Annotated in this window: 12 protein-coding genes; 4 read left to right on the plus strand and 8 right to left on the minus strand. The window is 38.5% G+C overall.

Features of this window, described 5'->3' with window-relative positions; translation table 11 throughout:
* Positions 1 to 191 precede the first annotated feature (191 nt).
* Together KTJ72_RS02920 and KTJ72_RS02925 are read right to left on the minus strand one after the other, a co-directional pair.
* Positions 192 to 1,832 (minus strand): APC family permease, encoded by a 1,641-nt coding sequence (locus KTJ72_RS02920; RefSeq protein ID WP_041152957.1) that lies wholly within the window; start codon positions 1,830 to 1,832, stop codon positions 192 to 194.
* 166 nt (positions 1,833 to 1,998) lie between these two features.
* The gene (locus KTJ72_RS02925) at positions 1,999 to 2,373 is read right to left on the minus strand and encodes a VOC family protein (RefSeq protein WP_041152956.1); all 375 of its coding nucleotides are present in this window, start codon (positions 2,371 to 2,373) and stop codon (positions 1,999 to 2,001) included.
* A 197-nt stretch (positions 2,374 to 2,570) separates the two neighbouring features.
* Here KTJ72_RS02925 and KTJ72_RS02930 point away from each other — a divergent pair, with 197 nt between their 5' ends.
* Positions 2,571 to 4,124 carry an ABC-F family ATP-binding cassette domain-containing protein gene (locus KTJ72_RS02930; protein WP_034531619.1) on the plus strand — a complete coding sequence of 518 codons (1,554 nt, stop codon included), beginning with the start codon at positions 2,571 to 2,573 and terminating at the stop codon, positions 4,122 to 4,124.
* Between the two features lie 287 nt (positions 4,125 to 4,411).
* Here the strand turns inward: KTJ72_RS02930 and KTJ72_RS02935 are convergent, their stop codons facing one another.
* The 3 genes from KTJ72_RS02935 to KTJ72_RS02945 form a co-directional block, all read right to left on the minus strand.
* On the minus strand, positions 4,412 to 5,221 hold the full coding sequence (locus KTJ72_RS02935; RefSeq protein WP_034531443.1) for a hypothetical protein: 810 nt from the start codon (positions 5,219 to 5,221) through the stop codon (positions 4,412 to 4,414).
* Positions 5,222 to 5,398: 177 nt separating this feature from the next.
* Positions 5,399 to 6,310 (minus strand): proline iminopeptidase-family hydrolase, encoded by a 912-nt coding sequence (locus KTJ72_RS02940; RefSeq protein WP_217304119.1) that lies wholly within the window; start codon positions 6,308 to 6,310, stop codon positions 5,399 to 5,401.
* A gap of 36 nt (positions 6,311 to 6,346) precedes the next feature.
* Complete coding sequence (locus tag KTJ72_RS02945; protein ID WP_217304120.1) at positions 6,347 to 8,767, minus strand: Xaa-Pro dipeptidyl-peptidase; 2,421 nt, start codon at positions 8,765 to 8,767, stop codon at positions 6,347 to 6,349.
* Between the two features lie 141 nt (positions 8,768 to 8,908).
* On the opposite strand from KTJ72_RS02945, the gene KTJ72_RS02950 reads away from it, so the two are divergent.
* Complete coding sequence (locus KTJ72_RS02950) at positions 8,909 to 9,325, plus strand: bis(5'-nucleosyl)-tetraphosphatase (RefSeq protein WP_041152952.1); 417 nt, start codon at positions 8,909 to 8,911, stop codon at positions 9,323 to 9,325.
* Between the two features lie 3 nt (positions 9,326 to 9,328).
* Entirely contained in the window at positions 9,329 to 9,883 is a 555-nt protein-coding gene (locus tag KTJ72_RS02955; RefSeq protein ID WP_217304121.1) for a guanylate kinase, read from the plus strand.
* A gap of 33 nt (positions 9,884 to 9,916) precedes the next feature.
* On the opposite strand, the gene KTJ72_RS02960 is transcribed toward KTJ72_RS02955, so the two are convergent.
* From KTJ72_RS02960 to hflX, 3 genes are read right to left on the minus strand one after another with little or no spacing between them, the layout of a single operon-like run.
* On the minus strand, positions 9,917 to 10,240 hold the full coding sequence (locus KTJ72_RS02960; RefSeq protein WP_217304122.1) for an AzlD domain-containing protein: 324 nt from the start codon (positions 10,238 to 10,240) through the stop codon (positions 9,917 to 9,919).
* Positions 10,227 to 10,934, minus strand: a complete 708-nt coding sequence (locus KTJ72_RS02965) for an AzlC family ABC transporter permease (protein WP_217304161.1) — start codon at positions 10,932 to 10,934, stop codon at positions 10,227 to 10,229. Before KTJ72_RS02965 ends, KTJ72_RS02960 begins: the two co-directional genes overlap by 14 nt.
* Positions 10,935 to 10,959: 25 nt before the next feature.
* Positions 10,960 to 12,237: a GTPase HflX gene (hflX, locus tag KTJ72_RS02970; protein WP_424580175.1), complete on the minus strand. Its 1,278-nt coding sequence runs from the start codon at positions 12,235 to 12,237 to the stop codon at positions 10,960 to 10,962.
* A gap of 311 nt (positions 12,238 to 12,548) precedes the next feature.
* Between hflX and KTJ72_RS02975 the strand changes: the two genes are divergently transcribed.
* Positions 12,549 to 14,174, plus strand: coding sequence for a peptide ABC transporter substrate-binding protein (locus KTJ72_RS02975; protein ID WP_094751016.1), 1,626 nt, complete (start codon positions 12,549 to 12,551; stop codon positions 14,172 to 14,174).
* Positions 14,175 to 14,302 lie beyond the last annotated feature (128 nt).

A 14,302-nucleotide genomic window follows, 5' to 3' on the forward strand; every position in this document is an offset into this window, starting at 1 on the left:
ATCTATACTAGTAATGCGACCTATAGGCACCAGCTTTGCCAACGAGAACTTAGACTTGTTGATAAAATATTCTTCATTGGTTCTTTCTCCTCTCAATTTAAGTTAAGTTCATTTTAAGTTTAAGAATTACAATTGTCAAGAAATAAAACATAGAGCAAATAAAAAAGAACACCATTTGGTGTTCTTATGCTTTATTTGTCTTCTTTATTTTCGTCAGTTGGTTCATCTTCATATGCGTCTAGATTGATTTGGTCATTGACCACTTTAGCATTATGAAGATCAGTACTTACCATTGAACTGGAAATTCCCCATCTGTAGAAAGCTAGGGAAACAATAATAATCACAACGAAGTCCAATGGATATGGAATCCAGTTTTGACCACCAAATGGTGCTGAACCTACGTATGACATTACTGAGATGAAGATTAGGTAACCAATCATCCAGAAACTACCGGCAAATTGGTTCTTTGTCTTTTTCCAGTCAGTTTTCCATTCAAAGTAGAAGTAGAATGGAAGACCTAATAGAATAACTACGATAACCTTAACGGTTGTTGGCCACATTGCCCAGTAAGCAGCTAAACTAGCTAATACAAAGGCGAAAGGTGCCATAAATTGTAGCATTCTCATACGAATTGGACGTTTGAAATTAGGTGCCATCTTTCTCAATGATGTTACTGTAACTGGACCAGTTAAGTATGCAATCAATGTTGAAGTAGAAATAACACTAGCAAGTGTACCCCAACTTCTGAATAGAGCAACTAATAGAACAGAGATGATCATATTAACAACCATCGCAATTCTTGGAACACCCCAACGTTCGTTAATTTTACCTAAGAACTTAGGCATGTGTTCATTTTGTACCATGGCAGCAAGAGTACGACTTGTTTGAGCAACAAATGAAACTCCTGTACCAAATGGTGAAATGAATGCGTCAAAGTATAGCAATACGGCAAGCCAGTGTAGGCCTAACATAATTGCTAAGTCGGCGAATGGTGATTCGAAGTTGATACCATGCCAACCTACCTTGGCAAGTACTGATGGTTCTACGGCACTAATGAATGTAAATTGAAGTGCAACGTAGATAACAATACTAATAGCCAATGAAATTGTAATACCTAAAGCGATATTACGTTTAGGGTTCTTAATTTCTTTTCCCATGTTAATAACAACTTGGAAGGCATTGTATGAGAAAATAATTCCTGAAGCTGTTGTTGCTGAGAAAATAGCAGCGCTACCATAAGGCATGAAACCTTGTGATGCGAAGTTTCCACCATGGAATCCTGATAGGAGTAACATGATGATAGTAAGTAGCGGAATTCCTAGTTTGAAAATTGAAATGAAACTAGTGAATTTAGCTAGTAAATTAACAGACCAATAATTTAATAGCGTGAAGACTAATATGAAAAGAAAAACGACAAATAAACCTAGATTAGAAATTTCTCCATTTACGATAAAACCGTGAGTCCAGTGAGCCCATTTCCATGGCCATGAACCCATGTATTGGGTTGCGGCAACGGCTTCGATTGGAATCAAGGTAACTAATGATACCCAGTTAGACCAGGCAGCAATAAAACCTAATAGAGACCCGTGGGTGTATTGAGCGTACTTACTCATACCACCACTTTCGGGGAACATTGAACCTAGTTCGATATAGTTAAAGGCGATAGCACCGATAACAATAGCACCGATTACCCATGAGATGATAGCAGCTGGACCAGCAACACGGGAAGCTTCCCATGAACCGAATAACCAACCTGAACCAATAATGGAACTAAGTCCCAACATTACAATTTGAAATAAACCTACTTTTCTTGATTTCTTATTTTTTTTCATAAAACTCCTTTCATGGTCTTTGAGTATACTAACAAAAATCCATGTCCATGTAAAATGTTTAAAGACCTACCATGACACAGTTTTTGCTGCTTATTGGGCATAATAATAACGTTTGTTAGCACTTAAAATTAATTAAAAAAAGTGTGATATTGATTATAATTCTTAATTAATATTCACAAATCTCAATTACATTTTTTTCTGGATCATTTATGAAAAGTGAATTCATTGGTCCATTGGAACCATGAACCTTTTTGGGTCCATCGATGATGGTAACACCATAGTTGGCTAAATGGGCACTTAAGTCCGTTAATGAGTCCTTCACAATGATGCAGAATTTAGATGAACCCGGCGTAGGATTTTCCGGGACATTATCGTCACTGTCATTTTGAAGGAAGATTAGTTTTTGTTTGCCAAGTTGAAATTCAAGTCTGTCATCTGTGAATTCAACGATTGGAAGATCTAAAACTTCATGGTAAAAACGCATGCATAGCTTTAAATCATTGGCAAAGATTGTAATATGGTCAATATCTTTGACCTTCATTATGATCATTCCTTTTTTAAATTTTTACACAATCAATTATACCATTATCGACGGAGTTGCAACGATTTAATGTTGCTGAAAACGCCGAAAAATTGACGTTTAGTCCTAAAATGTGTTAATTTTGTAATTATATATAAGTACGGAATAGAAAAAAGGAGAAAAAGACTGTGGCTTTATTAGATGTTAAAGATATCAGTATGGGTTTTGCCGACAAAAAACTATACGATGAAGCAAGTTTTACCCTTAATAAGGGTGAACATATGGGAATTGTTGGACAAAACGGGGTAGGAAAATCTACTTTGATTAAGATTATTACCGGAGTGGAATTGCCAATTTCAGGTTCAGTGAAGTGGCAAAACAATGTAAGCGTTGGTTACTTGGACCAATACGCCGATATTCCAGAAGGAATGACATTGATTGATTTCTTACACACTGCTTATCAAGACCTATACGATAAATCAAAGCACATGCAAGAATTGTATGAACAATATGCAGAAAACTTTGATGACAAGTTATTAGAACAAGCGGGAAGAATTCAAGAAGAACTAGAAGCAAAACGCTTCTATGATATTGAGACCGAAATTGAACGAGTAATCACCGGTTTAGGTCTAGATGATGTCAAACGTGATCAACAAATCACCAACATGTCAGGTGGACAACGTTCAAAGATTATCCTAGCTAAATTAATTCTAGAAAATCCAGACGTTATCTTACTTGATGAACCTACTAACTACCTAGACGTTGCCCACATTGCGTGGTTGGAAGACTACATCAATGGTTTTGACGGTGCCGTAATGGTAATTTCCCATGATTACGACTTCTTGGAAAACGTTACTAACTGTATCGTAAATATCGCCTTTGGTAAGATTACCAAGTACCGTGGTGACTTCAAGTCAGCCATGCGTCAAAAGGCTGAACGTGAAATGGTTCAACAAAGAGAATACGATAAGCAACAAGTTGAAATTGAAAAGGCCAAAGCCTTCATTAGAAAGAACAAGGCCGGTTCAAAATCAACAATGGCTAAATCAAGAGAAAAGATGCTATCACATATGGAATTGGTTGATCCACCTTCGACTAACATCCACGCATCATTTAACTTCCCATATGAAGACACTGGTTCACAAAATGCATTGGTTGTCGACGAACTATCAGTTGGTTATGACAAACCATTACTAAAACCAGTTAGCTTCTCAGTTAATACTGATGAAAAGGTTGGTTTCCAAGGATTTAACGGGGTTGGTAAGTCAACTCTAATCAAGTCCATTCTAGGAATCCTAGAACCAAAGGGTGGAAAGGCAACATTCTCACCATCAGCTAAGGTTAGTTACTTTAGCCAAGATTTGGTATGGAGCAACAATAATGAAACTCCAATGCAAATCATTCAAAACAAGTTCCCTAAGTTGGAACAAAAAGAAATCAGAACAAAACTTGCTAAGTGTGGTTTGGATTCAGCAAATGCTTCTAAGCCAATTGGTGAATTATCCGGGGGAGAACAAACAAAGGTTAAGCTAGCGATGTTGGAATTCACTCCATCTAACTTCTTGATCATGGACGAACCTACTAACCACTTGGATGATGAAACCAAAGAATCACTAAAACACGCAATTAACAACTTCCCAGGAAATGCAATCATCGTATCTCACGAAACTAGTTTCTATAATGGACTAGTGGACAAGGTCTTAGATGTTGAAAAACTAAGTCTAAGGGATGCCGACGAAATAGCCAAAGCACAAGGACAAGTAAATAACTAATTGTAATAAGGAGGCGGACAACATCTATAATAGTCGAAAAGTATGGCTGATAATCGCAGATATTATGATGTTGATTTGGGCGCTTATATGTATTGAATGGTTAACCGTCAAAATTATTTTCATCGCCTTAGTATTATTCTTCGGCGGTCGCAATTTATACATTGACGATGGCCAATTGATCGATACGAGATACAGTGTCATAACAGCTTCCTGTTTCGCTTTATTTATTTTAATTAGTTTGTTTTAAACCCAAAAAAGAACCTACCATATCATGGTAGGTTCTTTTTTTACATAAAGTTACTTGGTTCGTCAGCGTAGTCATTCATAAAGTTCTTAGCGTCACTGTATGAGGCAAACTGACTGATGATGGTGATATCTTCTTTGTGTTGACGGTCGTTTCGATAATTTACCTGTTTAACCAAAAAGTATTCTTTAATATCATCTAGGGCCTGTGATTCATTATTTCTTACGTATATTTGGAGGTAAACGTGTTGGTTGGAGAATTCCAATTCACGTTTTGATAGTTTGATGTATCCCTTGGAATTCAATTGATTTTGACGGGGATGTTTTTCTGCAAGGGCGTTATCGCTGTTACAGAAGTAAACTAAGAACCAGTAAATGTTTAAGAAGAACATGAATAGGGCGAAGCAGTTTCTAAATAGGGTTTGCCAAAAATCAGAACCCGCTGCATAAGATCTTGCTTCGACGATGAACTTGAAGTCGATTAGACTTTCCAAGTTAGTAGCAAGCAAACAAACGGTGAAGACGATAATCCACACGTATTTGTATAGCTTGATTAGTTGGCGCCAGAAATTATGATGCAGGTTATCGAGATATCGATGGTGCATCGAAGCTTCTGATACTAGGAATAATCCGCACAATAGAATGAAACAGATTAATGGAATTTTGTAACTTGTAATTAAGTAGAAGATACTTAATAGGAAGTTATTCATTGAGTTGGTTAGAAAAGACGGTACTCGATATCCAAAGATTTCAAGGACAACAAGGATAATTGCGCCTTCTCTGAATAGGTTGATGAATCGTTCAACGCTGTTGCTATTGGTTCGATTCAATACGATATTATAGACGTTTTGCATTTTGATGAACTCCTTTAATTCATTAAAGATAGTTATACCACGAAAACATTAAAAATAATATAAAAAAAAGACCTAGTAGGTCTTTTTTTCGAACCCAGTGGGTTCTTTTTTCAGACCCCGTGGGCTTTTTTTCAGAACCAGTCGGGTTCTTTTTTCAGCCCCCGTAGGGCTTTTTTATTACTTATTAAATGTATCGTTTTCCACTTCACGAATGAAAGTAGCTAAATGATCGTAGTAAACTGGGGCATTATCAATCATGTGATGATGACCGGCATTAGGAGTTGATACAAACTTAGCGTTTGGAATCATCTTAGCCATACGTTTACCAGTTTCAACAGGCATTGATTCATGTTCACCGAAGGTAACTAGGGTAGGGACATGGTTTTCTGATAGGTGATCAGTGTTGTGCCATTCACCTAATTTACCAGTGATAACGAATTCGTTGTCACCTTGGAACTTGTTGTAAATATCAGTGTTGGATACGCCGATTAGGTGTTCCAACTTAGATGGTTGCTTACGGTCGATGTAACCCTTGTTTAGTTGATCAACATCGTTTTGGTAACGTTGATTGTCGTAGTCGTTTTCGGCTTCGCACTTCTTCATGAATGCTAATTCGTCAGGAGCGAATTCCTTTTCACGAATTTCGTCTAAGTGCTTAGTGTAATCATCAATGTCATCGACCATTGATGAGATGATGGCACCCTTTAGGTGGTCACCGTATTTTTGTGCGTATAGTTGAACTAACACACCACCCCAAGATTGACCAATTAAGTAGAAGTCATCTAGACCTAATTTTTGTCTAACTTCTTCAACTTCGTCAACGTAGTAGTCGTAAGTTAAAATCTTGTCAGCAATCTTAGGGTCTGAAAAATCAGGGGTATCGGAATACCATGAACCTAATTGATCGTAGTAGGTAACGGCAACATCTAGACCTTGTTTCTTCAATTGGTCAGCTGAGTCTTCCCAGTATTCGTGGGTTCCACCAGGGCCACCGTGTAGGGCAAGTAATTTAATCTTACCTTCTCCAGAAGTGTGGGTCCATAAATGATAGCCATTATCTAAAGTGATAATTTTTGTTTGTTGTTTCATGACAATCCCTCGTTTCAATCTAAATTATTATTAATATTAGTCCTTGTTGAAGGGTAGTTCAACCGCTGAGTCTGATAAATCGATGGTGTACTTCACATCTTGGTTACCACGAATTGACTTGTCAAAGTCGGTTGCATAGATAACAACAGCTAGTTGGTGACCAGCCTTAACCTTGTAGACATTTGGTTGTAAATCAAAGTTAACTTCGTAGAATTCATCAGCCTTTAGATCACTTACTTGGTAAGCGTTGTTCCTGTTTTGCATGTTGATATGACCTTCAGCAATCTTCTTAAATGGAGTCTTCTTACGACTCATCTTGAATTCGCGAAGGTTGTCTTCACGCCATAGGTAGCCTAATTGAATCCTAGCGTGGTCAACAGATTCTGGTTGAGCGTTTAATCTGAAGTCTTCACCTAAATCGATTAGTTGGGCACTTAGCATACCGAAGTCTTTTGAAGATGATGCGGTCAAGTGGATGTGTGCCTTACCGTTGATAGTGACATCCTTTAGAAGCCTGTCGAAGGTAAAGACGACACGGTTGTCATTGATAGGAGCATCGCTTCCACCAATTACCAAGTCGTTTTCCCACTTGTTGACGTCATTGCAGTATGATTCAAAGTCCTTTTCGTCTAGTGAGTCTGAGAAACTAACCTTGTCGTCAGCGACTTCAGAATCATCTGATGGTTTAGCTAATTCAAAACGTTTTAGGTTTTCATCTTCGTCGAATTCATCAATTGCATACCAGTTTTGGTCGGTCGCATTGTCTTGGACCAAGATGTTAGGGATTAGGTTGTCGGCGTCGTTTTCAACTTCCATTAACTTGTTGGTGAACCATAGGTTGACCATGTCAGTGAAATCAAGTGATTGGAATGCATTAATGTAGATGTGTTGACCTTGGTGTAAAATCATCTTCTTTGAGATGTTTAATGGGTCAACGGCATGCCAGATGTTTGCGACATTAATTGGTTTGACGTTTTCGTCGTTTAAACCGTGAATGAAGAACATGTCAGCCTTAATCTTCTTAGCGTCGTTTAGGTAGTTACGCTTGTCCCAAAAGGCGTTGTAATCACCAGATTCTCGATCTTGTTCGTTAGTGATGTTGGTTAAATGGATTTCCCATTTCTTTTCGTTCTTGATGTCTTCGGCAGCGGATTTCTTACGACTGTAAGTTTCGGCAGCTAATACATCGGCATCTTCACCTTGGAAACCACCGGGTGCCATGACTAGTCCGTTTTCACGGTAGTAGTCATACCAACTAGAGATAGCGGCTTCAACTAGGCAGGCCTTTAATCCAGCAACACCAGTTGTGGCAGCAGCAATTTGTAAGGTACCTAAGTATGAACGACCAGACATTGCGACGTTACCATTTGACCAGTAGGCTTCGATTTGATTGTTGTCAGTACGGTTGGTAAATGCAACACGGTTGCCGGCAAGCCATTCGATAACGGCAGTTGCTGAGATGGTTTCATACTTATCACCAGTGGTTCTAAAACCGTCTGATTCGTAAGTACCGATACCAGCGGAGTAGACAACGGCGTATCCACGAGCTAAGAAGTAATCGTTTAGAGTGTATGATTGTTCACGGCTAAATGTTTGTTCAGCCTTTCTAGTCTTACCTTCAACGTTACGTGCGGCAGGTAGTTCTGGTTCTTTTTCCTTCTTACTGATGTCTGATAGAGATACAGTGTTGGGTTCTTTGTGCTTAAGACCTAGGTTAACGTTGTGGGTTAACTTTTCTCCGTCGGCATCGTTGGTGCCTTGGTTGTAAGGACTAGCGGTAAAGATGACCGGAACGGCTTTCTTGTTGCTTTCCTTTGGACGAACGATTTCAGTCTTTAGTAGGTCTAACTTACCGTCGTTGTCGGTGTCCATTGGGGCTTCAACATAGACAACTTCGCGAATTAGGTCGTTAGTGTCATAGACCGGCATACTCTTACCATTGAAGATAAGTGGCTTGTCGAATTGGTTGTAGTTTTGCGCGAAGTAGCCTTCACCGGCTAGGTAGTCGATTAAAGTTACACCGTATTTAGTGTGGGTATTTAGTAGAAGATACCATGCACAAATCACGTCGTATAGGTTCATTGGATCATGAACGTCGGCGACTGGTAGGTTTAGGGTTTGCATCTTAGTGATTGAGTTATCGATTAAGAAGTCTTCACCGACTGTGAATTGTAGAAGTTGTAACGCAATGTTGTAAAACGCAATCTTGGATAGTGGCGCGTTTTTGTCTAGGTAGGTTAGTGCGTCATCTTCGAAACTAGCCATGATTTGTGAGATTTTTTGTCCTCGAATGGCTAAACTTTGTGAATCTAAAAAGTAAGTCATCAAGAAGTGTTTTAATAGTGCTGATGGGTTGTCAATTTTATCAGTTTCTTCGTCTAAGAAATGAATAGCTCGTAATTCGTTCTTAGCAACTTTTAAATTGTAATCAGCAATTGCATATTGATGATTTTTCATAATTATTCTCCTAACTTATGTATAGGTTTGCTTTCATTATATCAGATTAAGCAAAACATCTATTCAGTTTTACTGATAAATACTTAATGATAATCTAGCAAAATGATATAATGATAGCAAATCAAATGTGGAGGGATGATTATGGTAACAGAGATTGACGGAGGTGCCATCGTGTACCGCGTAGTTGATAACAAACCAGTCTACCTATTAGAAAAAAGTGCTACTAGTGACTTCTGGGGCTTTCCTAAGGGTCACGTTGAAGGCGATGAAACGCTAGAACAAGCAGCTATTAGAGAAATTAAGGAAGAAACTGGCATTGATGCCACCATTGATACCGAATTTAGTATTGATGCAAACTATGACATGAAAAACGGTCACCATAAAGTGGTTACTTTCTATACTTCTCAAGTCGATAGTGATAAAGTGACGCTACAGGCTGAAGAAATCAGCGACTATGTCTGGGCTCCATTTGACGAAGCAATGAAGACCGTTACCTTTGATAATCTAAAAGACATTTTGAAACATACTAACGAATACATCGTAGAAAAGCTGGGATAGCCAATGGATGCAAAGAAATTAATAGTGATTACCGGTCCGGCGGGAAGTGGTAAGACTTCTCTTCGCGACTACGTGATTGACAAGTACCACGCAGCTAAAGTAATTACACATACCACAAGAGCACCACGAGATGGTGAACAAAATGGTATTGATTATTATTTTGAAAATAACGAATCATTTAATCAATTGCATTTATTGGAACACGTTGAATATTCACATGCTAAGTACGGATCCTCAATGGAGGGCATTAACGAAGCATGGGCCAAAAATGATTTAGCAATTATTGTCTTAGATACATTAGGGGCAGCTACATATAAGAAAAAACTAGGTGATCAAGCAATCGTCTGGTTTGTCCAAGTCAACGACCCAGTTATCTTACGCGAACGAATGATTAAACGCGGTGATGATATCGAACGTGTTAATCAACGAATTTGCAGTAACGAATACAAACGCGATATTGAAATCCCAGACAACTTAAAAGATGTAGCTACTATCATTGAGAATAATGATTGGCAAAAAGCGCAAAACCAAGTTGACGAATTAATCAAAACAAACTAAAAAAAGACCTAACATGAAGTTAGGTCTTTTTATTTATATTAATCGAATGATTGCTAATGAGATAATTCCGACAATCACGACCACCAATAAACTCTTGGTGATGATTGCAGCAATAACTGATGGGATTGATGCGATTAGGTTTTCCCAGTTGATGGAAGGTAAGTGGCCCAGGTGTTGGACGAATAGTTGTGAGAACCACAACGTTGCCATGATCACGATGGGGACGAAACTTAAAAACTCTTCAACTGGTTTCGATAGTTTGAATTTCTTTAATAGGATGAACGGCATCACACGTGACAACCAGGTAACTAGCGTACATCCAATCACGGTTAGTAGGACGAAATTAAAAGAAGACATGTTTGATAATCACTCCAATCAGACAAGTAATTAGTGTTACTAGTAGGATTAATAGGTTGCTTGGAATAAAGATTAATCCAATAAATACCATGATGAAGGTGATTAAAATCATCAGTAGTTTTAATTTCAATGGCATACCGTTTTTGGCAATCACTTGTAAGTAAAGTAGCCCTATAAACATTGCGACAAGGGCAAAGTCTAACCCAATTGCGTATGGATCATGAATGAAACTACCGGCTACAGCTCCTACAAATGAGGCACCGGCCCAAGTTAAGTAAGAAACGATGTTGGCGGTATTGAACCAGGTAAACGTTAACTGATTATCAGTATAGTTGACCTTATTCATACCCAACGCAAAACTCTCATCGGTTAAAAAAGATCCAATTAAGATGTTTTTGAGCATCGAATCGTTTTTGAAATATGGTGCAGTGGTAATACTCATTAGGATCATTCTGGAGTTGACCAGAAAAATCGCTAGCACAATCGAGAAAACTGGATTGTGTAAAGCCATCATTGATACCAAAATGAATTGCGCTGATCCAGCATAGACGGTCAATGACAAAATGGCGACTAGCCAGGGGCTAAAGCCAAGGGATTTCCCGATAATCCCAAAGGCGAGACCGATTCCGATGTAGCCAAACATGGTGGGAATACTATCTTTGATTGCTGCTTTTGCGGTTAGCTGATTGTCGATACCTCATCACATCCTTATAAAATAGTTAGTTGTTAATAAGATATTGTTTAAATCGCTCGCTGTCAACAGCGGTTAGTTCAGCTTTGACCTTGGTTCCTTCAGCGACATATTCGGTTGAAAGCACGTTGGCCTTAGTGTTTAGGTAGTTGACGATGTCACCTTTATCAAACGGAATTAAAAATTCTTCGGTGACATAATCCTTGTAACTGTTTTCTCTAATGATTTGAACTAATTCATCGATGGAGTCCTCTTCTAGAGCTGCCATGATTAGGTTGTCACCGGCACGTTGTGGACGGGGTTCGTCTAAGATGTCGGCTTTATTGAAGACGGTAATCATTGGGATGTTTTCGACCCCGATTTCCTTCAACGTTTGTTCAGTGGTCTTCATCATTAGTTCCTTATTTTCATCGGCTTCGTCGACTACTTGGACCAATAAGTCTGCGTTGGCAGCTTCAGCCAAAGTCGAACGGAAGGCCTTTACCAATTGGTGAGGTAACTTACTTACGAAACCAACGGTATCAGATAACAACATGGTCTTGTTGTCGTCGAAAATTAGTTTTCTAACGCTGGTATCCAAGGTGGCAAACAACATGTTTTTAACCATTACTTGCTTTTCTTGGTTTTCACCGTAGCGATTAACCAGTTGGTTCATGATGGTCGACTTACCTGCATTGGTGTATCCCACCAAAGCAACAGTAGGGATGTTTTTACCATCACGTTGCTTTCTTTGGGTTAAGTCTGATTTTTGGATGTCCTTTAGTTCTTGTTTGATGTGAGAAATATCTTTTTCAATCACACGACGGTTTAATTCCAGTTGAGATTCACCGGAACCACGGTTGGTGAATCCACCACCACCGCTACCAGTTTGTTGATCTAGTCGTTGGCTAGCACTGGTGTGCAAACGTGGTAGTTGGTATTGCAACTTGGCCAATTGAACTTGCAGTTTGGCTTCGTGAGTTCTGGCACGGTTGGCAAAGATTTCCAAAATTAGACCAGTACGGTCGATGATTTTTGTTTCTGTTTGCTTTTCTAAGTTTCTGATTTGGCTAGGTGATAGTTCATCGTTAACAATGACCATGTCAGCGTCTTTGTCTAAGACGGTCATCTTTAGTTCCTCAACTTTACCTTTACCGAAGTATGTGGCTTTATCGGGATGATCTAGCTTTTGAACCAGACGAGCCACAACTTCTAGGTTATTAGCTTCAGCTAAGGCAGCTAATTCAGTCATTGAGTACTCGAATTGCTCATTGTCTAGGTTTAAACCGATGATAACGGCAGTTTGTTGTTCTGTATCCAAATGAATACCTCCTTGTTATTTTTATCCATTATACCATTTACGTATCATTAATAAGAATGGTTATAAAAAAAGAAAATCGAATAAAAATTAGAGAGTTTTAATAGAATTATGAGTGTGTCTTTTATAATGATTAGATTATCTAAATCATTCATCCGGCTTGATATCTTAACGTTTTCTTTACTTTTGAGATTAAAAAGATTCAACTAAATTAGAATTAAATTAGAAAAAGTATTGCATTTTATAATGAGAAGGTGGTATCATTTTCTCAATCCTTTTAAACAAAAACTTTTTAGTAAGGAAATTGGGGGTATTTGGAAATGAAAATGAAATCCGTAGTAAAGCTAGGGGTTGTTGGTGCAGCATCAGCATTCCTACTAGCAGCTTGTGGTAATTCTTCAAAAGAATCCACAAGTAAGTATATTAACTGGCAAACCAGTTCTCAATTACCAACATTGGATGCTTCAAAAGCAACCGATACAGTTAGTTTTGGTGCGTTAAACAATAGTAATGAAGGACTATTAGTTAACGCAGCTAACAACAAGGTAAAACCTGGTGTAGCCGAAAGTTACAAGGTATCAAAAGACGGTAAGACATATACATTCAACTTACGTCATTCAAAATGGAGTGATGGTAAGCCCGTAACTGCCAAAGACTTCGTCTACGGTTGGCAACGTACTGTAAACCCTAAGACAGCTTCACAATACTCATACCTATTCTCCAACGTTGCAAACGCTGATGCGATCGGTAAGGGTAAGGCACCTGTTTCATCATTAGGTATCAAAGCCGACGGTGATTACAAAGTTGTAGTTACATTAGACAAACCTCAAGATTACTTCAAGTACTTAGTAACCATGGCACCATTCTTACCACAAAGCGAATCAGCTGTTAAGAAGTTCGGTTCAGCTTACGGTACATCAAGTAAGGACATGGTATACAACGGACCATTCAAGGTTGAAGGATGGACTGGTACAAACAACTCATGGACTTTAGTTAAGAACAAGGACTACTACAATGCAAGCAAGATTAAGGTTGCTGGTGTTAAGTTCAACGTTCAAAACGATGCCAACACTTCATTAAACCAATATGAAACTGGTGAACTTGATGAAACTGCATTATCAGGTGCACAACAAGTTTCTAAGTACAAGAATTCAAGCGAATTCCATTCACAAAAACAAGCATCAACTTTCTACATCGAATTAAACGAAAAGAAAGATCCTATCTTTAAGAACGCAAACATTAGAAAAGCTATCTCATTAGCAATTGACCGTGATGAATACACTAAGAACACTTTAGGTGACGGTTCAATCTCAGCTGTAGGTTACGTATCACCAGACATGTCAAAACGTAACGGTAAAGACTTTACTGAATACGCTGGAACTAAGACTGGTGTAACTTACAACTTAGCAGAAGCTAAGAAACTATGGGCTAAGGGTCTAAAAGAAGTTGGTAAGAAGTCAGTTAACTACTCAATCCTATCTGATGACACTGATAACGGTAAGAAGACTACTGAATTCCTACAAACTGCTCTAGAAAAACTACCTGGCCTAAAGGTATCCGCACAAAACATTCCATTCAAGTCAAGATTAAACCGTTCACAAAATGGTCAATTTGACATGGTTGTTAGTGCATGGGGTGCTGATTTCCCAGACCCAATTTCATTCCTACAACTATTTACTTCTGATGGTTCATACAACAACGGTAAGTGGAGCAACGCTAAATACGACGAATACGTTAAGAACGCTGAAGGCGTAGACGCAAACAACCCTGCAAAACGTTGGGACGATCTAGTAAATGCTGAAAAAGAATTAATGGCTGACCAAGGAATTATTCCTCTATACCACCAAGTAACTTCTGAAGCTATCAAGCCTCGTGTAAGTGGTGTACAATTCTTCCCTACTGGCTCACCTTACGACTTTAGAGATGCTACTATTTCAAAGAAGTAAAACCTAATTAAATTAAGTTTTTCATTGTGAAGAGTTTTAGATAGCTACTATAATGGATGTAGTCGAATCTAAAACTCTTCCGTACATAAAGGGGAATTTTCCCTGAAAGATTGTGAGGATAAAATAAT

It is taken from the genome of Apilactobacillus waqarii (assembly GCF_019061205.1).
GTDB classification, from domain to species: domain Bacteria; phylum Bacillota; class Bacilli; order Lactobacillales; family Lactobacillaceae; genus Apilactobacillus; species Apilactobacillus waqarii.

What these genes read in the sequence shown, in the direction of transcription:
- KTJ72_RS02960 (WP_217304122.1), bottom strand. Translation starts at nt 10,240, where the DNA reads ATGTCTTCTTTTAATTTCGTCCTACTAACCGTGATTGGATGTACGCTA.
- KTJ72_RS02925 (WP_041152956.1), bottom strand. Translation starts at nt 2,373, where the DNA reads ATGAAGGTCAAAGATATTGACCATATTACAATCTTTGCCAATGATTTA.
- KTJ72_RS02935 (WP_034531443.1), bottom strand. Translation starts at nt 5,221, where the DNA reads ATGCAAAACGTCTATAATATCGTATTGAATCGAACCAATAGCAACAGC.
- KTJ72_RS02940 (WP_217304119.1), bottom strand. Translation starts at nt 6,310, where the DNA reads ATGAAACAACAAACAAAAATTATCACTTTAGATAATGGCTATCATTTA.
- KTJ72_RS02950 (WP_041152952.1), top strand. Translation starts at nt 8,909, where the DNA reads ATGGTAACAGAGATTGACGGAGGTGCCATCGTGTACCGCGTAGTTGAT.
- KTJ72_RS02975 (WP_094751016.1), top strand. Translation starts at nt 12,549, where the DNA reads ATGAAAATGAAATCCGTAGTAAAGCTAGGGGTTGTTGGTGCAGCATCA.
- KTJ72_RS02945 (WP_217304120.1), bottom strand. Translation starts at nt 8,767, where the DNA reads ATGAAAAATCATCAATATGCAATTGCTGATTACAATTTAAAAGTTGCT.
- KTJ72_RS02955 (WP_217304121.1), top strand. Translation starts at nt 9,329, where the DNA reads ATGGATGCAAAGAAATTAATAGTGATTACCGGTCCGGCGGGAAGTGGT.
- KTJ72_RS02920 (WP_041152957.1), bottom strand. Translation starts at nt 1,832, where the DNA reads ATGAAAAAAAATAAGAAATCAAGAAAAGTAGGTTTATTTCAAATTGTA.
- KTJ72_RS02930 (WP_034531619.1), top strand. Translation starts at nt 2,571, where the DNA reads ATGGGTTTTGCCGACAAAAAACTATACGATGAAGCAAGTTTTACCCTT.